The organism is Aquabacterium sp. A7-Y, from assembly GCF_026153205.1.
Classification (GTDB): Bacteria; Pseudomonadota; Gammaproteobacteria; order Burkholderiales; family Burkholderiaceae_C; genus Caldimonas.
In genome coordinates this window covers 303759-323727 of sequence record NZ_JAPFBW010000001.1, presented here as the reverse complement: position 1 = coordinate 323727, position 19969 = coordinate 303759, and the positions used below count along the sequence as shown (strand labels likewise).

General features: G+C 70.8%; 26 protein-coding genes. 5 read left to right on the top strand and 21 right to left on the bottom strand.

Annotated elements, in window-relative coordinates:
- Positions 1–2: 2 nt before the first annotated feature.
- Genes OOT46_RS01535 through flgB form a run of 4 tightly spaced genes read right to left on the bottom strand, consistent with a single transcriptional unit; the run spans position 3 to position 2648 of the window.
- Positions 3–1190: a flagellar hook protein FlgE gene (locus OOT46_RS01535; protein ID WP_265401813.1), complete on the bottom strand. Its 1188-nt coding sequence runs from the start codon at positions 1188–1190 to the stop codon at positions 3–5.
- Between the two features lie 15 nt (positions 1191–1205).
- Complete coding sequence (locus OOT46_RS01530) at positions 1206–1865, bottom strand: flagellar hook capping FlgD N-terminal domain-containing protein (protein WP_265401812.1); 660 nt, start codon at positions 1863–1865, stop codon at positions 1206–1208.
- Positions 1866–1870: 5 nt separating this feature from the next.
- Positions 1871–2284: a flagellar basal body rod protein FlgC gene (gene flgC, locus OOT46_RS01525; protein WP_265401811.1), complete on the bottom strand. Its 414-nt coding sequence runs from the start codon at positions 2282–2284 to the stop codon at positions 1871–1873.
- 4 nt (positions 2285–2288) lie between these two features.
- Entirely contained in the window at positions 2289–2648 is a 360-nt protein-coding gene (gene flgB / locus OOT46_RS01520; protein ID WP_265401810.1) for a flagellar basal body rod protein FlgB, read from the bottom strand.
- On the opposite strand from flgB, the gene flgA reads away from it, so the two are divergent.
- The gene (gene flgA, locus OOT46_RS01515) at positions 2647–3423 is read left to right on the top strand and encodes a flagellar basal body P-ring formation chaperone FlgA (RefSeq protein ID WP_265401809.1); all 777 of its coding nucleotides are present in this window, start codon (positions 2647–2649) and stop codon (positions 3421–3423) included. The two genes, flgB and flgA, sit on opposite strands and share 2 nt — an antisense overlap.
- Here the strand turns inward: flgA and OOT46_RS01510 are convergent.
- The 17 genes from OOT46_RS01510 to OOT46_RS01430 form a co-directional block, all read right to left on the bottom strand.
- Entirely contained in the window at positions 3408–4175 is a 768-nt protein-coding gene (locus OOT46_RS01510) for a glycoside hydrolase family 73 protein (RefSeq protein WP_265401808.1), read from the bottom strand. The genes flgA and OOT46_RS01510 overlap by 16 nt on opposite strands.
- Entirely contained in the window at positions 4162–4587 is a 426-nt protein-coding gene (gene flgN / locus OOT46_RS01505; RefSeq protein ID WP_265401807.1) for a flagellar export chaperone FlgN, read from the bottom strand. The genes OOT46_RS01510 and flgN overlap by 14 nt, the downstream gene beginning before the upstream one ends.
- The gene (gene flgM / locus OOT46_RS01500; protein ID WP_265401806.1) at positions 4584–4865 is read right to left on the bottom strand and encodes a flagellar biosynthesis anti-sigma factor FlgM; all 282 of its coding nucleotides are present in this window, start codon (positions 4863–4865) and stop codon (positions 4584–4586) included. The genes flgN and flgM overlap by 4 nt, the downstream gene beginning before the upstream one ends.
- 34 nt (positions 4866–4899) lie before the next feature.
- Positions 4900–5874, bottom strand: coding sequence for a flagellar motor protein MotB (locus OOT46_RS01495; RefSeq protein WP_265401805.1), 975 nt, complete (start codon positions 5872–5874; stop codon positions 4900–4902).
- A 19-nt stretch (positions 5875–5893) separates the two neighbouring features.
- On the bottom strand, positions 5894–6763 hold the full coding sequence (gene motA, locus OOT46_RS01490) for a flagellar motor stator protein MotA (protein ID WP_265401804.1): 870 nt from the start codon (positions 6761–6763) through the stop codon (positions 5894–5896).
- A 15-nt stretch (positions 6764–6778) separates the two neighbouring features.
- Positions 6779–7495 carry an RNA polymerase sigma factor FliA gene (gene fliA, locus OOT46_RS01485; RefSeq protein ID WP_265401803.1) on the bottom strand — a complete coding sequence of 239 codons (717 nt, stop codon included), beginning with the start codon at positions 7493–7495 and terminating at the stop codon, positions 6779–6781.
- A 131-nt stretch (positions 7496–7626) separates the two neighbouring features.
- A complete protein-coding gene (locus OOT46_RS01480) occupies positions 7627–8103 on the bottom strand; it encodes a flagellar basal body-associated FliL family protein (RefSeq protein WP_265401802.1) in 477 nt (158 codons plus the stop codon).
- Positions 8100–9452 (bottom strand): flagellar hook-length control protein FliK, encoded by a 1353-nt coding sequence (locus tag OOT46_RS01475; protein ID WP_265401801.1) that lies wholly within the window; start codon positions 9450–9452, stop codon positions 8100–8102. The genes OOT46_RS01480 and OOT46_RS01475 overlap by 4 nt, the downstream gene beginning before the upstream one ends.
- Positions 9449–9763 (bottom strand): hypothetical protein, encoded by a 315-nt coding sequence (locus OOT46_RS01470; protein ID WP_265401800.1) that lies wholly within the window; start codon positions 9761–9763, stop codon positions 9449–9451. Before OOT46_RS01470 ends, OOT46_RS01475 begins: the two co-directional genes overlap by 4 nt.
- On the bottom strand, positions 9756–10142 hold the full coding sequence (gene fliS, locus OOT46_RS01465; RefSeq protein ID WP_265401799.1) for a flagellar export chaperone FliS: 387 nt from the start codon (positions 10140–10142) through the stop codon (positions 9756–9758). The genes OOT46_RS01470 and fliS overlap by 8 nt, the downstream gene beginning before the upstream one ends.
- Positions 10143–10188: 46 nt before the next feature.
- A complete protein-coding gene (fliD, locus tag OOT46_RS01460; RefSeq protein ID WP_265401798.1) occupies positions 10189–11547 on the bottom strand; it encodes a flagellar filament capping protein FliD in 1359 nt (452 codons plus the stop codon).
- 73 nt (positions 11548–11620) lie between these two features.
- The gene (fliJ, locus tag OOT46_RS01455) at positions 11621–12043 is read right to left on the bottom strand and encodes a flagellar export protein FliJ (protein ID WP_265401797.1); all 423 of its coding nucleotides are present in this window, start codon (positions 12041–12043) and stop codon (positions 11621–11623) included.
- Positions 12040–13350 carry a flagellar protein export ATPase FliI gene (fliI, locus tag OOT46_RS01450; protein ID WP_265401796.1) on the bottom strand — a complete coding sequence of 437 codons (1311 nt, stop codon included), beginning with the start codon at positions 13348–13350 and terminating at the stop codon, positions 12040–12042. Before fliI ends, fliJ begins: the two co-directional genes overlap by 4 nt.
- Positions 13347–14036 (bottom strand): flagellar assembly protein FliH, encoded by a 690-nt coding sequence (fliH, locus tag OOT46_RS01445; RefSeq protein WP_265401795.1) that lies wholly within the window; start codon positions 14034–14036, stop codon positions 13347–13349. The genes fliI and fliH overlap by 4 nt, the downstream gene beginning before the upstream one ends.
- Positions 14033–15064, bottom strand: a complete 1032-nt coding sequence (locus OOT46_RS01440) for a flagellar motor switch protein FliG (RefSeq protein WP_265401794.1) — start codon at positions 15062–15064, stop codon at positions 14033–14035. Before OOT46_RS01440 ends, fliH begins: the two co-directional genes overlap by 4 nt.
- Positions 15057–16751, bottom strand: coding sequence for a flagellar basal-body MS-ring/collar protein FliF (gene fliF / locus OOT46_RS01435; protein WP_265401793.1), 1695 nt, complete (start codon positions 16749–16751; stop codon positions 15057–15059). Before fliF ends, OOT46_RS01440 begins: the two co-directional genes overlap by 8 nt.
- Before the next feature lie 10 nt (positions 16752–16761).
- Complete coding sequence (locus tag OOT46_RS01430) at positions 16762–17100, bottom strand: flagellar hook-basal body complex protein FliE (protein ID WP_265401792.1); 339 nt, start codon at positions 17098–17100, stop codon at positions 16762–16764.
- A 527-nt stretch (positions 17101–17627) separates the two neighbouring features.
- Here OOT46_RS01430 and OOT46_RS01425 point away from each other — a divergent pair.
- From OOT46_RS01425 to fliQ, 4 genes are all read left to right on the top strand, one after another.
- Entirely contained in the window at positions 17628–18476 is an 849-nt protein-coding gene (locus tag OOT46_RS01425; RefSeq protein WP_265401791.1) for a FliM/FliN family flagellar motor C-terminal domain-containing protein, read from the top strand.
- A gap of 25 nt (positions 18477–18501) precedes the next feature.
- A complete protein-coding gene (locus OOT46_RS01420; RefSeq protein WP_265401790.1) occupies positions 18502–18858 on the top strand; it encodes a FliM/FliN family flagellar motor switch protein in 357 nt (118 codons plus the stop codon).
- 76 nt (positions 18859–18934) lie between these two features.
- Positions 18935–19693 (top strand): flagellar type III secretion system pore protein FliP, encoded by a 759-nt coding sequence (fliP, locus tag OOT46_RS01415; protein WP_265401789.1) that lies wholly within the window; start codon positions 18935–18937, stop codon positions 19691–19693.
- A 1-nt stretch (position 19694) separates the two neighbouring features.
- Complete coding sequence (gene fliQ, locus OOT46_RS01410; protein ID WP_322114217.1) at positions 19695–19967, top strand: flagellar biosynthesis protein FliQ; 273 nt, start codon at positions 19695–19697, stop codon at positions 19965–19967.
- Positions 19968–19969 lie beyond the last annotated feature (2 nt).

Sequence of the window (19969 nt, the reverse complement as noted above, 5' to 3'; positions counted from 1 at the left end):
GCTCAGACCGCCTGCATCAGCGACTGCATCATCTCGTTCTGGGTCGAGATGACCTTGGTGTTGGCCTGGTAGTTGCGCTGGGCCGACATCAGGCTGACCAGCTGGCCGGTCATGTCGACGTTGGACTGCTCCAGCGCGCCCACGCTGAGGGTCCCCGCCATGCCGGAGCCCGGCGTGAAGAACAGCGGCGTGCCCGAGCCGACCGAGGTCGACCAGCTGGTCTCGCTGACCGGCACCAGCGCGTTTTCGTTCGCGAAGGTCGCCAGCGCCAGGGTGCCGACGCTCTGCTTCTCGCCGTTGCTGTACTGGGCCACCACCGAGCCGGTGTCGTCCAGCTGCAGGCCGATCAGCGTGCCCGAAGCGTGGCCGTTGCTGCTGTTGACGGTGGTGGTGCTTTCGCCGGCGAACTGGGTGGTGCCGGTGTAGTCCAGCGCGACAGACAGCGCATTGGCGCCGGCGGGCGTGCCCAGGGCCAGCGCCAGCGGGCCGAGGGGCGCCGTCAGCTGGCCGTCGCTGCCGAAGTCCAGCGTGGTGGTCTGGGCCAGGCCGGCGCCGTCGAAGGTGTAGTGCACCGTGACCTGGTTGGTCGCGCTCTTGACGAAGTACTGCGTCACGCTGTGCTGCACACCCAGCGAGTCGTGCACCACCGAGACCATGGAGCTGTTGAAGCTCAGCGGGTCGGTGCGGTCGAAGGTCGCCACCGTGGGCGTGGTCCAGCCGGCCGACAGGTTGCCGACGTATTTCAGCTCGTCGCTGGGCTTGGCCGCGACCTGACCCATCGGCACACGCAGGTCACCCATGGCGCCCGCGGCAGCACCGGCCTCGGTGGCGGCGTAACCTTGCACGCGCCGGTTGAAGCTGTCGACCACGTAGCCGTCCTTGTCGGCATTGAAGATGCCGACCCGGGTGTAGAGCATCTCGCCCGAGCTGTCACGGGTGACGAAAAAGCCACGGCCCTGGATGGCGGCGTCCATCGCGCGCCCGGTGTTGACCACACCACCGCCGGTCTCGATGCTCTGCGTCATCGACGCCGCCTCGGCGCCGGTGGGCTGGGTGCCCGCGACCATCGCGGCGAAGTTGGTGCGGCTGGACTTGAAGCCGTAGGTGCCGGCGTTGGCGATGTTGTTGGAGATGGTGTTCAGCTCCGAGTTGATCGCGTTGATGCCGGACAGTGCAATGGCAAAACTCATGATGTCTCCTCCTCTTCAGGGACGGCCGTGCAGGCCGGTGATGGCGTTCGCCGCGACGTCGCCGACGGCATCGATATGGAGCAGGCTGCCGCCGGAGGCGGACAGCTTGACGTTCTGGAGAATCCCGCTGACCTCGACCTCGGGACCGCTGCCGCTGCCGGTGTCGACCTGCAGGGCGTAGCGGCCGGGCGGCAGACCCAGCATCTGCGGATCGATGCTGAAGCCGACCTCGCCGGCCGGCTGGGGGCCCAGCTCGATGCGGCGCGCTTGGCGGTCGGCCCCGGTCAGCACGACGGCGGTCTGTTGCGTGGCGTTGTCCAGCACGAAGCGGCCGGACACCGGCTGGTCCTGCAGGCGCACGCTGTCGCTGCGCACGCTGACCGTGGCGCCGACCTGGGCGCCGAGCGCCAGCTGCTGCAGGCTGCCCAGCATCGCGGCCTGGGCTTCGCCCTGGGCGGCCAGCTTCTGCAGCGCCTCCATCTGGCTCAGCTGCGTCAGCTGGCCGACGAACTGGCTGGGGTCGGCCGGCTCCAGCGGGTTCTGGTTCTTGATCTGCGCCACCAGCAAGGTGGTGAACAGCTGCGAGGGCGCACCGTTGCCGCCGGCCGCTGCGGCCGGTGTGGTGCTCGCGCCGGCGCCGCTGCTCTGGGTGGTGGTGTCGAGTGTGGTCTGCATGGTCTTCAACCCTCACCCAGGCGCAGCAGGCTGGCCTGCATCTGCTTGACGCGGCCCATCACCTCGACGTTGCTCTCGAAGGCGCGCGAGGCGGCCATCATGTCGGTCATCTCGGCGACGCTGTTGACGTTGGGGTAGTAGACCTTGCCCTCGGCGTCGGCCATCGGGTGGTCCGGTTCGTGGACCCGGCGCACCGGCTCGTCGCTCTGCACGACGTCCAGCACCTGCACGCGGGCACCGCCGGCAAGGCCGTTGTGCTGCGCGACGGCGGCGAACACCGGCTTGCGGGCACGGTAGGCCTCGGCCTCGCTGCCAGCGGCCGAGTGGGCGTTGGCGAGATTGCTCGCGACGGTGTTCAGCCGCACCGACTGCGCGGTCATCGCCGAGCCGGCGATCTGGGTGATGTTGCGGAAGGTCATGGTCTCACTGTCCCGAGATGGCCTTGGCCAGTCCCTTGAGCTTCATGTTGAGAAAGGTCAGGCTGGTCTGGAAGTCCGACGCGTTCTGGGAAAAGGCCGCCTGCTCGACACCCAGTTCCACCGTGTTGCCGTCCTGAGAGGCATGGTTCGGGACGCGATACAGTGTGTCGGTGTCCAGCGCCAGGCCGCCGGCGTCTTCACCGGCCACGGCGCCGGCGAGCGCCGCGGCGAAGTCGATGTCGCGCGCCTGGTAGCCCGGGGTGTTCTCGTTGGCGATGTTGGACGCCAGGATCTTCGTCCGTTCGGCCCTCAGCTTGAGGGCCTCCGGGTGCAGACCCAGGGCCTTGTCGAAATCGATAGCCATGCTCTTGCCTTTCGCATCGAAAAACGGATCGAAGAAAAACCGGCGCTGCGCCGCGGTCTGCGGTGCAACCTTGCTGTGGGGGTGTTTGGGCGAGGCCGTCTCCGGCGCCCCGGCGACGCCCGAGGACCAGGTCGCGCAGGTCGCGCGGGGGCTGCTCGACGAGCAGGCCCGACGCGAGGGGCTGCGCGAGCCGGGCTTCGAGTTGAAGGTGCTGACCGGCACGCGGCCGCTGCCGCCCTGCCCCGGGACGCTGGAGATCGAGACGCTCGACGCACGCCATCCGGCGCGTTTGCGTTTTGTCGCCGACTGCCGCGCGGGCGACGCGGGCAGCTGGAGGGTGGCGGTGGTCGTGCGCGCGGTCGTCTCGGCCGAAGTGCTGGTGAGCACCACCGAAGTGCCCGCCGGCCGCCCGCTGCAAGCCGAGGAGTTGGCGCTGGAGCGGCGCCCCGTGGCGTCGCTGCAGGACACGCTGTCGGATCCCGAGGACGCGGTGGGCCGCACCAGCCGGCGCCCGCTCAAAGCCGGCCAGCCGCTGTCGCGGCGCGCGCTGGTGGTGCCGCAGCTGCTCCGGCGCGGCGACAAGGTGCAGATCGTCGCGCGCCACGCCGGCATCGAGGTCAGCGTGGCCGGCGAGGCACTGGAAGCCGGCGGCCGGGGCGAGGTGGTCCGCGTGCGCAACGCGAAAACCGGCCGCGTGATCCAAGCGCGCATCACTTCAAGCTCCACCGTCGAACCGGACTTGCCGCCAGCCATGCCTGCTCACTCCACCGACTGAAGGCGCGTCGCGATGCGCACCAGCTTGTCGACATACGCCGGGTCGGTCGCATAACCGCCGCGCGCCAGGCCCTCGGCGAAGGCGCGCGCGTCGCTGCCGGTGTTCAGTGCCTCGCGGTAACGCGGGTTGCCCAGCAGCAGCCCCGCGTAGTCACGGAAGGCGCTGCCGGCGTCCGGGTAGCTGCGGAAGCGCTCGGTCGTCGCGACCGGGCTGCCGCCGACGTATTCGGTGGTCGCCGCATCGGCGGCCGCACCGCTCCAGCGGCTGCCGGCCTTGATGCCAAACAGGTTGTGGGTGGTCTGGCCGTCGGGGCCGCGCAGCGGGTGCTGGCCCCAGCCCGACTCCAGCGCGGCATGCGCGGCCACCAAGTGCGGCGCGACGCCCAGTCGGCGCCCGGCTTCGTCCGCCCAGGGAGCGATCTCGGCCAGGAAACGCTGCTGGGGGTCGGAGATGCTGCCGGCCGGCGCTTGCAGGTCCAGGCCATCAGCCCGCAGGGCCGCCGGCTCCAACGCCGCCGCCGCGATGGAAGCGGGCGAGCCGGCCTGCAGGCGCGCGCGATGCAGGCCGCCCTCCACGCTCAGGCCGGTGGCAGCGCTGCCACCCGCGCCGGCTTCGATGAAGGACCGCACTTCCTCACGCACCTGCGCACCCAGCGCGAAGGCGGCCGAGCCGCTGCCACCCGTGGGCGCGGCGATGCGCTCGCCGAAGGCCGGCAGCGCAGCGGAAAAAGGGTCGAACTCAGGCCGGAGCATAGAGGTCGGCCTCCGGGTGCAGCACCCGCTGCATGATCTCGTGCTGGTCCATCATCAGGCGACAGTTGCGCGCGTTGAGCGCCTTGCAATCGCGCACGCTCTGCTCCAGCGAGCTCCACCATTCGCGCAAGGTGGCGCCGCTTTGCGGCGGCAGCAGCGGCTCGATCGCCGCGACGTTCGGGCGCGTCCCGGCACCGAGCAGTTCCGCGGCCAGCACAACACGCTGCTGGCGGCGCAACTCCAGCGTCGCGGCCAGGCCGCTGATCTGCTCGGCCAGCTCGCCCAGTCGCGCGCTCTGGTGGCGCAGCGCGGCCTCGAACTGCGCTTCGAGCAGCTCGTGCAGCCGGGCGTAGTCGCCGAGGTCGGCGCGCACGCCTTGCAGCAGCTGGGCCAGCGGTCCCTGAGCACTCATCGACCGGCTCCGTGATAGCGCTCGATCAGACCCGCCAGGCGTTTCGCGTCGAAGCGCACCTCGCCGCGCGCCAGCGCATCGCGCAAGGCCTCGACCTTGGCGGCGTCGATCTCGGGCAGGGCCTGCATCGCGGCCATCGCCGGCTGCAGGGCCGCCGACTGCAGGCCGGCGGCGCGCACCGGGGCAACCGCCGCGACGGGGGCCGTCGCCTCGACGGCGGGAGCGGTGGAAGCGACGGGAGCGGCCGCGGTCTGGGGGCCGGTTGCGGTGATTCTCATTCGATCGCCTCGTGTCTTGTTGGTACGCATCTGGTCAGCGGCCCGCGGCAGCGGGCCCGCCCTCACTCAGTCGGTGGCGCAGATCGCGCAGCGCCTCGCGCTCGGGCAGGGCCGTGTCGACCCCTTCCGTCAGCGGTTTCACCTCGCCCGGCACGCCGAACATCGCGGCGGTCGCGCGGGCCTGGGAGGTGGTCATGATCAGCAGCTCGATGCGGCGGTTGACCGCCGCGGTGGGGCGCACGGCATCGATGGGCGCGCGCTCCGCCATGCCGACCACCTGCAGCACGCTCTGGGTCGGCATGCCGCCGGCCAGCAGGTGGGCACGCGCCACCATCGCGCGGTTGCTCGACAGGCTCCAGTTGGACTGGCCGCTGGTGCCGGCGCTCGCGTACTGCAGCGCATCGGTGTGGCCGACGATCAGCATCTGGTTCTCGATCTGCGCAAACAGCGGGCCCATGCGGCGCAGCAGCTCCGAGAAACGCTCGCTGGGCACCGCGCTGCCCAGCTTGAACATGCCGCGGCGCTCGGTGTCGTGCAGCATCACGCGCAGGCCCTGCGGCGTGATGTCGGTCATCAGGTTGCCGGCCAGGCCGGATTCCGCGCTGAGCTGCTTGAGCAGCTGCGACAGGTCTTCCTGCTCGGCGGCGGTGTCGTAGCGGCGCTTGACCGGCTCGACCTTCTCGGGACGCGGCTCGGCCGAATCGCCGGCGGGCCCGGTCGCGGTGGCCGGCACCGGCTCGCGCGAGATCAGGCTGCCGTCGGCGCTGCGCATCGATTCGCCAAACTGGGGGCCGGCACCCTCCTCGATCGTGCTGCCGGCCGCCAGCGCCTGCGAGGCACGCTCACTGTCGCGTGCGGAGAGCACCCACAACAGCATGAACAAGCACATCAGCGCCAGGCAGAAATCGGCAAAGGCGACCTTCCAGCCGCCGCCGTGCCCGTCGTCCTCGTGCTTGCGCGAAACCCGCTTGATGACGGCTTCCGCGTGCTTGTCGTGCTTTGAGCTCATGGGTGGTTCGCGTTGGCGCTCAAGCAGGTTGCTGCTGCAGCGCGTCGATCCACGACTCCAGCTGCGCAAAACTGGGCTTGATGTTCAGCTGCACCAAGCGGCGCCCGGCGTCGATCGCCAGCAGCGGCGGTTTGCCGGCCACATGCGTGCACAGCACCACCTTCACGCATTCGAGCGTGGACATCTCCTGGGTCACCAGCTGCTTCATCATGTTGCTGATCGGGTCCATCACGCCGTAGCAGAAGAAGATGCCGATGAAGGTGCCCACCATCGCGGCGGCCACCTTGGCGGCGATCTCGCCGGCGGCGGCGCCGTCGGCCACCGTGTTCATCGCCATCACGATGCCCAGCACGGCGGCCAGGATGCCGAAGCCCGGCATCGCCTCGGCGATCTTGTGCAGCGACTTGGCCGGCTGGGTCAGCTCGTCGTGGATGGCTTCCAGCTCCTGCTCCAGCACGCCTTCGAGCTCGTGGGCGTTGATCTTGCCCATCGCCATCAGGCGGAAGTTGTCGACGATGAAGGCCAGCAGCTTGGGCTCTTCGAGGATCAGCGGATAACGCTGGAACAGCGGGCTCTGGTGCGGCGCCTCGACGTGCTGGTCGAGCGCCTTCAGGCCGCCGCCGGCGGTCTGCAGCAGCTCGTACATCAGCAGCAGCAGCTGGCGCTGGAACTCCGAGCCCTGCTGCTTGGTGGTGATCAGCTTGCGCAGCTGGATCACCATCTCCGCCAGCACATGTTTGGGGTTGCCCAGCACGATGGCGCCCAGCGCCGCGCCGGCGATGATCAACAGCTCCACCGGCTCCCAGATGACGCTGAAGCTGCCGCCCATGAGCATGAAGCCGCCGAACACGCAGCCGAGCACGATGCCGATACCGATGAGTTGCATCATCTCTTGGTTCTCCGTTCAGGCCTCGAGAAAGGCTTTCATCTTCTTCAGCGCGCCCTTGTTGATCTGGCACACCCGGGCCTCGGTGAGGTCGAGCACGGCCGCGATCTCCTTGAAGTTCGCCTCGTATTCGTAATAGAGCTGGATCACGCGTTGCTCGCGCTCGTCGAGCTGGCCCAGCGCCTGCTCCAGCGAGCGCCGGCGCACCAGCTGGGTCTCGGGCGAGAGTGTGTCGGCCGGCTGGTTGTCCAGCTCGTGCAGCAGCTCGTCGAAGCTCGCCATCACCTCGGCGTTTTCGCTCAGCTGGTGGGCCTGCCAGGCCTCGGAGCTCAAGCCCAGCGCCTGGGTGATCTCGGCCTCGGCCGGCTCGCGGCCGAGCTTGCGCGTCAGCTCGCGCACCGCGTCGCGCACCCGGTGGCTTTCCTGGCGCACCGCGCGCGGCCGCCAGTCCTGCCGGCGCAGCTCGTCGAGGATGGCGCCGCGCACCCGCAGCGCCGCGAAGGCGCCGAACTTCTCGTCCGGCGTGCCGTAGCGCCGCAACGCCTCCAGCAAGCCCATCAGGCCGATCTGTTCCATGTCCTCGCGGTCGATCGCGCCGCCCGCCTGCGACGACAGCTGCCGCACGATGCGCTTGACCAGCGGCGCATAGGCCAGCAGCTGGCGCTGTTCCTCGCCGGGCGCGAGACGCGTGGCGACGCTCTCGACGCTCTGCAGTTCGGCGTAGCCGTAGTCCATGGGTGCGGTATCAGGCAGTGTGGATCGAACAAGGGGCGGCCCGCCGACGGCAGGACGCCCCCTGGTTTGCGGCTGTTCCGCAGGTTTCCTTGATCAGCCAAATCCTTAAGCGCCCGGGCCCGGAACTGTGCTCACTCGATGATCAGCTTGCCGAGCATGGCCTGCGTGAAAGGCGCCTCCTGCCGGTCGCTGGCATAGCGCTTGGCGAAGGCCCGGTTGAGCACCGCCGTGAACTGCTCCACGTTCATCTGGCTGGCCTGCTCGCGGGTGTAGTTCGACAGCGCCTGCACCGTGACGCTGCGCAGCAGCGGCAGCTGGGCCTTGGTGGCCTTCTCCTTCTTCACGGGCGTCTTGAAGACCAGATCCACTGCGATGTAGCGGGCCCGCGCCTCGCCGTCCAGGCCACGCAGCATCACGATCACCTTGTCCAGCGTGACGTAGCGGTACTCCTGGGTGTCCGGCTCCAGCTCCGGTTTGGGGGGCGCGGCCGCTGCCGGGGCGCCCGCCGCGGCCTGGCGCGGCAACAGGAACCAGGCGGCGCCGCCGGCGGCCGCCGCGATCAGGGTGCCGCCCAGCACCAGGCTGAGCACGAGCATGCTTTTTTTCATCGTCCTTCCTTGCCGTCGTCGGCAAGCCCGAAGCCGCCGCGACCTTCATCCGATTCCTCGGCCAGGCCACGGCCCGGCTGTTGTGGCTGCCCCTGCTCGCGGCCCTGGCGGCCCTGGGCGTCGCGATCGCGCGCGCCACCGTCGGCCACCACCACCACCGAGACCTCGCCGTACTGGCGCTGCACCAGGTCCTGGCGCAAGGTGTCGCCGATCGCCTGCAGCTGGCGCGCGACCTCACCATGGGTGGCGCTCATCTGCACCTGCAGGCCGCCCGCCTCGTGCCGGATCACGATCTCGATGCTGCCCATCATGGGCGGGTCGAGCCGGATCACTGCGCGGTCGCTGCCGCTGGCGAGCTGGAAGCGCAGGCGTTCGCCCAGCACCTCGGCCAGTCCCGTGGAGCCGGGCTGGCGTGTGTGCAGGCCCTGTGCCGGCGCGGCCGCCGCTTCGACAGCGTCGGGGCCGGCCTGCAGCGACAAGGCCGCCTGCAGCGCGTGGCCGGTGGCGCCGGCCTGCGAGGGCAAGGGTTCGCCGGTGCCGCCGCTGCCGAAACCCTGGTCCGGCGGCGCTGCGACGGCCGGCAGCTCGCGCAGCAGCGCCGGCAGCGGCGCGGGAGCCGCAGCCCCCGGGGCAGCGGCAGCGGCAGCGGACGCCGGCTCGCCGGCCGCCTGGGCCGGCAGCGCCAGTTTCAGCTGCGCCGCCGCAGCGGCATTCATCAGGTCCGGCACCCCGGCCGGCAGACGGGCCGGTACGGCGAGCGCGAGGTCGGCGCCGACAAGCGCCGACGGCTGCACAGCCGCCGTGGCAGGCTGCACAGCCGCCGTGACGGGTTGCGCGCCGGGTTGCACAGCCGCCGTGGCCGGCTGCGCCCCGAGGAGCGCGGCCATCCAGGGCGGCATCGCGAGTCCGAGCGCCGCGGCCGCCTCGGCGGACGCTTCGGGCAGCCGCGGAGCTGCGTCGGCAGGGACTGCCGGCTCGGCGGCCTCGACAGGCCGGGGCGCCACGGGCCGGAGTACCGGGGCCGCAGCGGGCAGCGCAGACAAGACCGCCAGCGGTGCCGGCACCGGCAGCCCGATGGGCAGGGCCGGCGGGGCCACGGCCGGCTCCGGCTGTGCCGGGACCCCGGCGGGCAGCACCGGCAGCGCGGCAGGCTCGCGCAGGAGCTCCGTCGCGCCTTGCATCACCATTTGCTGCAAGGCGCCGGCAAAGGGCGGCACCACAGCCGCCGCAGGCCGGCCGGCCACGGCGGGGCCAGCGGCGGCCAAGGGCGCCGAACCACCGGGCAAGGCCGGTGCGCTGTCGGCCAGCGGCCGACCGGCCGTCGGGGCCGTCATCGTGAGAGGGGTCATGGGTTGCTTTCGTCGGGATCGCCGTTGAGGGCGTAGGCCATCCAGCCGGACCTGCGGCTGCGCAGTTCGGCCATCCGGGCCTCGGTGCGCTCGGCCTCGCAGGCGCAGCGCTCGCGCGCCTGCAGATGGGCGTGCTCCAGCACCGCGAAGGCACGCAGCTCGGCGGTGCTCCAGTGCTCGCGCGCGGCGAACTCGGCGGCATGCGCGCGCAGTTCGGCGTCGGCCTCGGCCAGCTCGGCCCAGTCGCGCATCGTGGCGGCATGGCTCAGGCGCCCCGCCAGCCTCAGCAGCCGCGCCTGCCGGTCAGCCACGGCGCGACTCCACGCCCTGCCAGCCGCGCTTGAGCGTGCCGACCAGGCCGCTGACCTCGTCCACCATCGCGGGATCGAGCTCGTAGCCGGCCTGGTAGAGCCGCTGTGCGCAGTGGTCGTAGAGGCGGCCCAGGTTGGCGACCACCTCGCCGCCGGACTCGGGGTCGAGCGCGCTCGACAGCCCGTTGAGGATGTCGATGCACTTGTCCAGGCTCTTCGCCTTGAGCTCGTAGCGGCGCGCCTCGATGTGGGCGCGGGCGCGGGCCAGCTCTTCCAGCAGGCCGTCCATCAGGATGAGCACCAGCTGCACGGGCGAGGCCTGGGCGGTGCGGGCTTCGAGGTTGACAGCGTGGTAGCTGCGGTAGGCGTCGTAGGTCAAGGCGGTCCCTCGGATCGGAGCGGGCGCGGCCGGGCCGCGCCCGCTCTCAGGTCGTGGTGGAGAACATGCTGCTGGTCTGGTCCATCTGGGACATCAGGGTCTGCAGCTGCGAGAACTGTTTCAGGTAGCGGTTGTAGGCCTGCTCGTACTGGTCATCGAGCCGGGTCTGGCGGGCGCGCACGTTTTTCTGCACCGTCGCCAGTGAGTCCTGGCGGCGCTTGATCTGCCCGCCCGAGCTGTCGGCCCAGCGGTCGACCTCGGTGTCCAGCGCGGCGAGCAGGCCCGAACGCGCGCTCAGGCTGGTGCTGCCGAACAGCTGGTTGAGCGCGTCGGGACGGGCGGCCACCGCCTTGTCGAGCTTGGCGGTGTCGAGCGAGAGCGCGCCGTGGCGGTCCATCGCCACACCGAACTCCATCAGCCGCACGCCGCCCCAGTCCTGGCGGATCAGGTCGTTGAGCTTGTTGCGCAGCGAGCGCACCCCGGAGTCCGAGGCGAACACGGCCGCGGCCTTGCCGTCGTCGACCTTGGCCGGTCGGGTCAGCTCGTCCAGCGTGGTCTTGAGCGTGTTGAAGGCGTCGACGAAGGCGCGCACGTTGTCGGCGGTGCCGGCCGCGTCGCGGCTGACGCTCAAGGTCAGCGGCGCGTCGCCGACCGCCGAGGCGCGCGTGAAGGTCATGCTCACGCCCTGGATCGCGGTGAAGGTATTGGAGGCCTGCTGCAGCTTGACGCCGGTGTCCTTGGCGCCCAGCCAGACGATCGCGTCGCGCGCCTGGGCCAGGGTGGTGGGGCCGGCGGACAGCGAGTCTTTCAGCGCACCGGCCGGCAGGCCCGTGACATCCAGGGTCACCGTGCTGCCCGCGCCGGTCTGTGCCGAGGTCAGCACCAGCTGCGTCTGGGCGCCGACCGTGACGATCATGGCGGAGACCTGGCCCTGGTTGTTCGGCGCGAGGTTGATGGCCCGCGCGGTTTCGGCCTGGCTCAGGGTGCCGTCGGCATCCGAGTCGGCGCTGCTCAGGTCCACGCTGAAGGCCGTGCCCGAGCCGACTTGCAGCGACAGCGTGCCGCCCTGGGCGACCGGGACGGCCGGCACATTGGCATACGAAATCTGGTGCGCGGTGGCGACCTGCTCGACCCACAGGCTCTGGGTGCCGGGCTGGGCCGTGCTGGTCGCGCTGGCGCTGCCGATGCCGTTGACGCTCAGGCTGGCGCCGAACTGCAGCATGCCTTTCTTCGCCGACATCGCGGCAGCCGCGCTCTCGAAGGCGCGCAGCGCCGACTGCAGCTTGCTCAGGGCGCTGGAGGTTTCCTCGGCGCGCTGGGTCTGCGTGTTCAGCTGGGTGCGCGTGCCTTGGGTGTAGGCGGTGGCGAGCTGGGTCGCCATCGAGACGGGGTCGATCTGGGTCATGCGGGGCTCCTCGAAGGGTGTTCTCCACCGCATAAGGCGACCGTCCCCGCCCGCCGCTGAAGCCGGGTAGCGCTCACCGCTGGGACCTCCACCACACCTGGGTGGCCATTTCGTCCTGGCGCTTCTGCTCCTCGCGCTCGACGACGCGGCGCTGCTCGTCCTGGCGGCGCACCAGCAACTGCGAAAACACCTCATGCTTGCGCGCCGCGGCAGTGAGCGCGCGCTGCGTTACCGCCATGTCGGCCTCGTGCAGCGCCAGGTCCTGGCGGTGCAGCTGGCTCATGCCGATCACCGCCTGCTTGTAGTTGCCGCAGTTGAGCGACAGCGCCGGCGGCAGCACGGCGGTGGCGCCGCTGCCCTGGCATAGCGCGTCCATGCGCTCCAGGTTGCGACGATAGCGCTCGCTCACTGCGTGTTTGGCGGCCACTTCGGCGCTCAGGCGGTCGACCTCGCGCTCGCGCAGGTCCACCAGGCGGCTCAGGCTGGACACGCTCATTTCATCAGTCCTTCGAGCTGGGCCCGGGTCTCGCCCAGGGGGGCACCTTCGCGCGTGCCCTGGCGCAGGAAGGCCTCGATGCGCGGGAACAGGCTCACCGCGCGGTCGGTGTGCGGGTCGGCGCCGGGCACGTAGGCGCCGAGCGGGATCAGGTCGCGCACCTGGGCGTGGCGGGACGCCAGCTCCTTGAGCTGGCGCGCTGCGCGCAGGTGGGGCTCGGGCACCACCTGGGCCATGCAGCGACTCACCGAGGCGGCGATGTCGATGGCCGGGTAGTGGCCGCGCTCGGCCAGCTCGCGCGTCAGCACGATGTGGCCGTCGAGGATGGCGCGGGCGGTATCGACCACCGGGTCCTGCTGGTCGTCGCCCTCGGCCAGCACGGTGTAGATCGCGCTCATGCTGCCGCGCTCGTGCTCGCCGTTGCCGGCGCTCTCGACCAGCTGCGGCAGCAGGCTGAACACCGACGGCGGATACCCCTTGGTCGCCGGCGGCTCGCCCAGCGCCAGCGCGACCTCGCGCCGCGCCATGGCGTAGCGGGTCAGTGAATCGACCAGCAGCAGCACGTCCTGGCCCTGGTCGCGGTAGTGCGCGGCGATGGCATGGCACAGCTCGGTGGCCATCAGGCGCATCAGCGGCGATTCGTCCGCCGGCGCGATCACCACCACGGCGCGCTTCAGTCCCTCGGGACCGAGCGACATCTCGATGAACTCGCGCACCTCGCGGCTGCGCTCGCCGATCAGGCCGACGACCACCACGTCGGCGACGGTCTGGCGCGTGATCAGCCCGAGCAGCACGCTTTTGCCAACGCCGCTGCCGGCGAACAAGCCGACCCGCTGGCCCTTGCCCAGGGTCAGCAGTCCGTTGATGGCGCGCACGCCGACGTCCAGGGTTTCGTGCACCGGGCGCTTGCGCAGCGGGTGCACCTTGGGCGGCTGGGCCGGCAGCGGGTGCTCGCCGCCCAGCGGGCCCAGCCCGTCGAGCGGCTCGCCCAGGCCGTTGACGACCCGTCCCAGCCAGGACGGGCCGATCGACAGCGTGGTCTTGTCCGGCAGGGGCAGCACGCGCGCGCCCGTCACCAGCCCGACCGGTTTCTTGAAGGGCATCAGGAAGGACAGCTCGTTGCGGAAACCCACCGCCTGCGCCTCCAGCCACTCGCCCGAGGCAGTCTCGATGCGGCAGCGCTGGCCGGTCTGCAGCGGGCAGCCGACACACTCCAGCAGCAAGCCGGAGGCACCCACCAGCCGGCCGGTGGGTGTGGCGACCGGGACCTCCTCCAGTTCGAGCCGGCGCAGCAGGTCGGCGATCATGCGGCCTCCCCGGCAGCGGTGCCCGGCAGCAGCTGGGCGGCGATCTGGTCCATGCTGGCCGCCAGTCGCTGGCGGCAGCCGGCATCGGCCTCCCGGCCGTCGGCCTTGACGCGGCATTCGCCGGCCTCCAGCCGCGGGTCGGGGATCAAGGTCCAGCGGCGCGCGCGCTCGGGGTCGAGCTCGGCGATGCGCTGGGCCTCTTCGGGATTCAGGTAGACCTCCACGCCTTCTCTGACGGGCGGCATGGTGGCCAGGGTCTCGTCGACCAGCGACAGCAGTTGCACCGGCTGCAGTGCCAGCTCGCAACGGATCACCTGGCGCGCCACGCGGGCCACCAGTTCGACCACTTCCTTGCGCATCGCGGTCTGGTAGTCGTGCTGCAGCTGCTGCAGCTGGGACAACAGGCTGTCGAGCGGGCGGGCCAGGGTCTCGAAGCCGGCCCGGGCTTCCGCCAAGGCTTCCTCGCGGCCGGCCGCCAGGCCCGCGGCGCGGCCCTCGGCATGGCCTTCTTCCAGGCCGCGCTGCTGGCCGCCCTCGTAGCCCTCGCGCCAGCCCCGGTCCAGCCCCTGCTGAAAGGCTTCGGCCAGCGAGGCCTGCGCGTGCACGCCCGCGCCGGGCGGCAGCACGCCGCCGGCGCCGAGCTGCGACAGCGGCGGGAAGCGATGCGGCCGGTGCTGCTGTGTCATTCGACCACCGCCTCGGCGAACAGCTGGACCTCGATCTCGCCGGCGTCGGCCAGCGCCTTGACCTGGGTCATGATTTCCTGGCGCGCCTGCTCGACGCGGCTGAGCGGCACCGGGCCGGCACGCCGCATGGTGTCCTCGAAGGCCTGCGCCTGGCGACGCGGCATCGAGCGCAGCACGGCGTCGCGGATGGCCGGCTCGGCGCCCTTGAGCGCCATGGCCCACTGCTCCAGCGGCACCTCCTCGATGATGCGGGTCAGCACCGTATCGTTCTGGCGCGACAGCAGGAAGAAGTCATACATGCTGACCTCGATCTGCGAGACCACCTGGGGGTCGTGCGCGCGCAGCAGCTCCACCATCTGCTGGCGGTTGCCCTGCAGCCGGTTGAGGATCTCGGCGGCCTGCTTGACCCCTTCGACGCTGGCGCTCTGCAGGCCCAGGCCTTCCAGGCAGCGGTCCACCAGCGCATCGAGCTCGCCGAGCAGCTCGGCGTCGATGTCGCCCAGCCGGGCCACCTGCAGCAGCACCAGGTCGCGGCCCTCGGCGGGCAGCGCGTCGACCACGTCGCCGGCCAGCGCCGGCGGCAGGAAGGCGACAAACACCGCCTGCATGCCGACGTGCTCGCTGGCGATGCGCTCGGCCAGCCACTTGGGCGAAGCCCATTGCAGCCGCGCCATCTTGGGCCGGATCGCGTCGCCGTAGATGCTGTTGAGCACGTTGTTGGCGACGTCGCTGCCCAGCGCCAGGTCGAGCGAGCGTTTCAGGTAGGCGCGCGAGGCGCCATGCACGCCGCTCTGCTCGCGGTAGTCGTCGAAAAAGCGCTGCAGCGCGGTCTTCACCGAGTCGACCTTGATGCCGCTCAGGCGCGACATCACCTGGGTCACTTCGAGCAGCTCCTCACGCGACAGGCAGCGCAGCACGGCGGCGGCAGGCGCCTCGCCCATGCTCAGCAGCACGATGGCGGCCTGCTCGATGCGGCTGGGAGCGCTGTTCTCGGCAACGGCTTCGGCGGGCTTGTTCAGGTCAGCCATGTTTCTGCATCCACTGCTTGACGACCTCGGCGACACGCTCGGGCTCCTTGGCGGCCAGGGTCTTCAGGTGATCCACCATCACGTCCACCGGGGAGCCGGCGGGCGGCAGGTCGTAGTTCTCCAGCAAGGGCACCACCGGCATGCCGGGCGCGGCCATCGCGGCGGTGGCCACCGCGGCAGGGCCGGCGGCCGCCGGGCCGCCGAGCGGGATCACGCCGGGGTGGCTCGCGAGCGTCTCGCCGCCCAGGGCCGCAGCGCTGGCGCCTGACGCCATCGCTGCAGCCCGCGGCGTCAAACGCTGCTGCAGGCTGCGCAGCAGCGGGCGGGCGATCAGCAGGTAGCCGAACAGGAAGGCGAGCGGCGTCAGCAGCCAGGAGCCGATGTCCAGCCAGCGATCGTGCTGCTCCCACCAGGCCACCTGCGGCAGGGCCGCGGCAGACGGGAAAGCCACCGCGGAGACAGCGATCTGGTCGCCGCGCTCGGTGTCCATGCCGAGGCCGGTGCGCAGCAGGCGCTCGATGCCGGCGACCTCGGCCGCGCTCCACTGGCCCTTGCCGCCGGGCGCGGCGGCGTTGTTGAGCACCACCGCGACGCTGAGCTTGCTCAGCTTGCCGCGGCTGCGCTTGATGCGGGTGACACTGCGGTCGTAGGCGTACTGGCGGGTGGTGGCGTTCTTGCGCGCGGTGCCGGGCTCGGCGCCCGAGGCGGCCGGGCCGGCCGGCACCGGGCGGTTGCTCAGCGAGCCGGGCACGCCGAGCGCCATCGGGTCGACGTCCTGCTCCTCGCGCATCGCTTCGTTGGTGACCTTGGGCGCCTCGCCGAAACGCTCCAGCGTCTCCTCGACACGGTCGTTGTCGACCACCGCGGTGACGCTGGCCTTGTAGTTGGCCTCGCCCAGCATCGGGCCCAGCAGGGCCGCGACGTTGCGCAGCGTCTCTTCCTTGGCGCGGCGCGCCGCCTCGTCGCCCTGGGCGCTGCCGTCGAAGCCGTCGCTCAGGTCGATGCGCGAGGACAGCAGGTTGCCGGCCTGGTCGACCAGGCTGACGCGCTGGGCGTCCAGCCCGGCGACGCTGCCCGAGACCAGCTTGACGACGGCGGCAATCTGCTCGGCCGCCAGGCTGCGCCCGGGCTTGAGCGTCAGCACCACCGAGGCGGAGCTGGGGGCGCCGTCGCTGACCACGAAGGACGAGGACTTGGCCATCGCCAGGTGCACGCGGGCGGTCTCGACCGCGTCGAGCGACATGATGCTGAGCGCGAGCTCGCCTTCCAGGCCGCGGCGGAAGCGCACGTCCTGCACGAACTGGCTGACACCCAGCGGGTCGTTGCGGTCCATCAGCTCGAGGCCGGCGGGCAGCTTGGCGACCACACCCTTGCCGGCCAGCAGCATGCGCACGCGGCCCAGCTGCTCCTCCGGCACCAGCACCTGGCCGGTCTCGGGGTGGACGCGGTAGGACACCTGCTCGGCGTCGAGCACGGCCATCATGTCGGCCACCGCGACCTTCTCGCGGCTGCCGAACACCGGCTTGTAGGCCGACTGATCGCGCCACACCAGCATCATCACCAGCGCGGTGACGCCGATCGCCAGCAGCACGAGCGGCAGCAGGCGGCTCAAGAGCGCGGCGGGCAAGCCGCCGCGCACCACCTGGGGACCCAGCCTCTGCAGCCCGGTCTTGACGGAGTTCAACACGGCGTCGCCCTCAGAGCTGCAGCTTGATCAGCTCGTCCATCGCGCCCACGACCTTGTTGCGCAGCTGGGTCAGCATGGAGAAGGAGAGGCTGGCTTCCTGGCTGGCCAGCATGGCACCGACCAGGTCGTCGCTGCGCCCGGCATCGACCGCCGCCATCTTGTCGCTGGCGGCGCGGTCCTGCGCGTCGACGCTCTGGACGGCGTTCTTGAGGCTGTCCATAAAGCTGCTGCCGGTCGCGGCGTCGCCTTCCATGGCGGCCGGCCGGGGGGCTTGCGGCAGTGCGAAGTCGGACAGGCCGGCATCGCCGCCAGCGGCGGCGCGCGCCCAGGCGCCCAATTCGAGGTTCATATCGCGTGATCCCAGGTCTGGCGCAGCCGGGCGGCTCGCGGGACGCGAAAACCGGGGCTGCATTCGGGCAGCGATATTGCGTCCCCACGGGCAGCGAGCCCTAAAGGAGATGCACTCGGGGGACACCGGAAAATTCTTATCAAGCCCGCCAACCGAGAACCAGTTCTCGAAGGGCGGCCGGCTTTTGAAAATCGAGCCGGCGGACTTCCGTGAATTCTCCAAAACGGAGTCGGCGTGCGGTCCGACGGTATTTTTGCACGCTCACCCGCAGCGTTTTCAAACCTCGCCCCGACCCTGCCGCAGGGTTAGGAAAATGCCTTAAGACCGCCCGGAGTGGGTCCATACAATCCGCCGCGACACCCGATGTTTCATCGAGTCGAACGAGTATCGAGGCCGCTCCGGTGCCCGCTTTTATAAGGCGGCCACCTGAGCGAAAAACTTAAATCTCCACTCAAGAATATTTCAGGTCCGCCGATATGCCGGCGGCCGCGGCCGCTGTCCGCTTCAGAAGTCCAAGCCCACACGCCATGAAACTCACGACGTCCCCGCTGACGCCCTGCCAGGTGCTGGATCCGTCCACCCTCGGCCGTCCGGTGCACCGGCTGGACCGTTTCACCCGGCGCTGGCGCGAGGACCTCGGCCAGCAGTTGCGCGACGGGCTGAACCGCCGCTGGCGCACCGCCTTCGAAATCGGCGAGGTGAGCTTGCAGCAGCGCCTGGCCCCGGCCGACGCGGGCCGCTGGATGGCCTTCACCTCTGCCGCCGGCCGCATCGCCTGCGCGATCGAGCGGCCGCTGCTGCTGGCGCTGCTGGCCCGGCGTTATGGCGCCCCGGTCGCGACGCCGGCCGCGGTGCCGGAAACGGCCACCGAGGAAAGGCTGGCCGCGCAGCTGGCTCAGCAGTTCGCCGAAGCGCTGGCCGGGCGCATCGAGGCCGGCTGCACCGAAGACGCCCCCGACACCCCTGGCCCTGCCGCGCTGCAGCGCGCCGGGCTGCAGGTGCCGCGCACGGCCGGCTGGACCCTGCAGGCCCGTGTGCTGGAGCCGGCCCTGGACATCGACACCTCGCTGTGGTTCACGCTGGACGCGGCCTGGATGGACCGGCTGCTGGCCGGCCTGGCGCCGGCGCGGCCGCGCGCGACCGAGCGCAGCGAGCCGGCCCGGCCCTTGAGCCAGCAGCTGCGCCTGACCCTGACCGCGCGCCTGCTCGAAAAAGAGCTGCCGCTGGGCGAGCTGCTGGCGCTGCGTGTGGGCGACCTGATCCCGGTGCGGCTCGGCCCCACCGAAGTGCTGGTCGACGACACGCAGCTTTTCACCGCGACCGTGGCCGAGCACCAGGGCAAGCTGTGCCTGACCGCCTTCTCCGACGTCGACTGACCGATCCCCGTTTTAAAGAGACCCCATGGACCAGAGTGACCACGCCGCCATCGATGCCCTGCTCGGCGACGCCGCGAGCGCACCCGCCGACGACCTGGCCCCCGCACCGGCGGCCGCGCCGCGCCGCGACCTGGGCGCCATGATGCGCAAGATCCCCGTGACCTTGACCCTGGAGGTCGGCAGCGCCCGCGTGTCGCTGCAGGACCTGGCCGACATCCGCACCGACAGCGTGGTCGAGCTCGACACCCTGGCCGGCGAACCGCTGGTGATCAAGGTCAACGGCACCGAGGTGGGCCGGGCCGAGGTGGTGGTCTCGGGCGAGAACTACGCGCTCAAGGTGGTGGAGCTGAGCAGCGGGCTGGACCTGGGAGCGCTGGCGTGAGCGCCCCCGCACGGCCGCTCCGAAGCGGGCGCTCCATCCCTCCCGGAGGGATCTCGCGAAGCGAGAGGCTGCACCCATGACGCAAGGCCGCCTGCTCCTGCCGGCGGGCCTCGCCGTGGCGGCCTTGGCGCTGCTGCCGGAGGCCGCGCAGGCGGGCACCATCGAGCTGCTCGGCCGCGCCGGCAGCGACGGAACCACCCAAGAATTCACGGTGAAGACGCAGGTCCTCATCATCATGACCCTGCTCGGGCTGCTGCCCGCGCTGATGCTGATGATGACCAGTTTCACCCGCTTCGTGATCGTGCTGTCGCTGCTGCGCCAGGCGCTCGGTCTGCAGCAGGGCCTGCCCAACCGGCTGGTGACCGGCATCGCGCTGATCCTGACCCTGCTGGTGATGCGGCCGGTCGGCGAACAGGTCTGGACCGAGGCTTTCGTGCCCTACGACGAGGACAAGATCGGCCTGATGCAGGCCTTGAAGATCGCCGAGGCGCCGCTGTCGCGTTTCATGCTGGCGCAGACCAGCAAGGCCTCGCTCGCCCAGGTGGCCGGGCTGGCCAACGCGCCCAAGGTCGCCAAGCCCGAGCAGCACCCCTTCACCGTCAAGCTGGCGGCCTTCGTGCTGAGCGAGCTGAAAACCGCCTTCCAGATCGGCTGCATGCTCTTCATCCCCTTCCTGGTGATCGACCTGGTGGTGTCCTCGGTGCTGATGGCGATGGGCATGATGATGCTGTCGCCGCTGGTGATCTCGCTGCCGCTGAAGCTGCTGCTGTTCGTGCTGGTGGACGGCTGGACGCTGACGGTCAACACGCTCGTCACGAGCATCCAGGCGTATTGACATGCTGACGCCTGAAGTCGCCGTCGACCTCGTCAGCGAGAGCCTGCACATCGTGATGGTGCTGGTGGCCGTGCTGGCGCTGCCGGGCCTGGTGGTGGGCCTGGTGGTGAGCCTGTTCCAGGCCGCCACCCAGATCAACGAGCAGACCCTGAGTTTCCTGCCGCGCCTGCTGGTCACGCTGCTCGTGATCACCCTGGCCGGCGGCTGGATGGCCAGCTGGCTGATGGATTTCTGCGTCTCGATCTTCCAGCGGGCCGCGGGTCTGGTCGGATAAAC

Excerpts from the sequence above, each read along its gene's own strand:
- OOT46_RS01535 (WP_265401813.1), bottom strand. The coding sequence starts at position 1,190 with ATGAGTTTTGCCATTGCACTGTCCGGCATCAACGCGATCAACTCGGAG.
- OOT46_RS01530 (WP_265401812.1), bottom strand. The coding sequence starts at position 1,865 with ATGCAGACCACACTCGACACCACCACCCAGAGCAGCGGCGCCGGCGCG.
- flgC (WP_265401811.1), bottom strand. The coding sequence starts at position 2,284 with ATGACCTTCCGCAACATCACCCAGATCGCCGGCTCGGCGATGACCGCG.
- flgA (WP_265401809.1), top strand. The coding sequence starts at position 2,647 with ATGCTCTTGCCTTTCGCATCGAAAAACGGATCGAAGAAAAACCGGCGC.
- flgB (WP_265401810.1), bottom strand. The coding sequence starts at position 2,648 with ATGGCTATCGATTTCGACAAGGCCCTGGGTCTGCACCCGGAGGCCCTC.
- OOT46_RS01510 (WP_265401808.1), bottom strand. The coding sequence starts at position 4,175 with ATGCTCCGGCCTGAGTTCGACCCTTTTTCCGCTGCGCTGCCGGCCTTC.
- flgN (WP_265401807.1), bottom strand. The coding sequence starts at position 4,587 with ATGAGTGCTCAGGGACCGCTGGCCCAGCTGCTGCAAGGCGTGCGCGCC.
- flgM (WP_265401806.1), bottom strand. The coding sequence starts at position 4,865 with ATGAGAATCACCGCAACCGGCCCCCAGACCGCGGCCGCTCCCGTCGCT.
- OOT46_RS01495 (WP_265401805.1), bottom strand. The coding sequence starts at position 5,874 with ATGAGCTCAAAGCACGACAAGCACGCGGAAGCCGTCATCAAGCGGGTT.
- motA (WP_265401804.1), bottom strand. The coding sequence starts at position 6,763 with ATGATGCAACTCATCGGTATCGGCATCGTGCTCGGCTGCGTGTTCGGC.
- fliA (WP_265401803.1), bottom strand. The coding sequence starts at position 7,495 with ATGGACTACGGCTACGCCGAACTGCAGAGCGTCGAGAGCGTCGCCACG.
- OOT46_RS01480 (WP_265401802.1), bottom strand. The coding sequence starts at position 8,103 with ATGAAAAAAAGCATGCTCGTGCTCAGCCTGGTGCTGGGCGGCACCCTG.
- OOT46_RS01475 (WP_265401801.1), bottom strand. The coding sequence starts at position 9,452 with ATGACCCCTCTCACGATGACGGCCCCGACGGCCGGTCGGCCGCTGGCC.
- fliD (WP_265401798.1), bottom strand. The coding sequence starts at position 11,547 with ATGACCCAGATCGACCCCGTCTCGATGGCGACCCAGCTCGCCACCGCC.
- fliJ (WP_265401797.1), bottom strand. The coding sequence starts at position 12,043 with ATGAGCGTGTCCAGCCTGAGCCGCCTGGTGGACCTGCGCGAGCGCGAG.
- fliI (WP_265401796.1), bottom strand. The coding sequence starts at position 13,350 with ATGATCGCCGACCTGCTGCGCCGGCTCGAACTGGAGGAGGTCCCGGTC.
- fliH (WP_265401795.1), bottom strand. The coding sequence starts at position 14,036 with ATGACACAGCAGCACCGGCCGCATCGCTTCCCGCCGCTGTCGCAGCTC.
- OOT46_RS01440 (WP_265401794.1), bottom strand. The coding sequence starts at position 15,064 with ATGGCTGACCTGAACAAGCCCGCCGAAGCCGTTGCCGAGAACAGCGCT.
- OOT46_RS01430 (WP_265401792.1), bottom strand. The coding sequence starts at position 17,100 with ATGAACCTCGAATTGGGCGCCTGGGCGCGCGCCGCCGCTGGCGGCGAT.
- OOT46_RS01425 (WP_265401791.1), top strand. The coding sequence starts at position 17,628 with ATGAAACTCACGACGTCCCCGCTGACGCCCTGCCAGGTGCTGGATCCG.
- OOT46_RS01420 (WP_265401790.1), top strand. The coding sequence starts at position 18,502 with ATGGACCAGAGTGACCACGCCGCCATCGATGCCCTGCTCGGCGACGCC.
- fliP (WP_265401789.1), top strand. The coding sequence starts at position 18,935 with ATGACGCAAGGCCGCCTGCTCCTGCCGGCGGGCCTCGCCGTGGCGGCC.
- fliQ (WP_322114217.1), top strand. The coding sequence starts at position 19,695 with ATGCTGACGCCTGAAGTCGCCGTCGACCTCGTCAGCGAGAGCCTGCAC.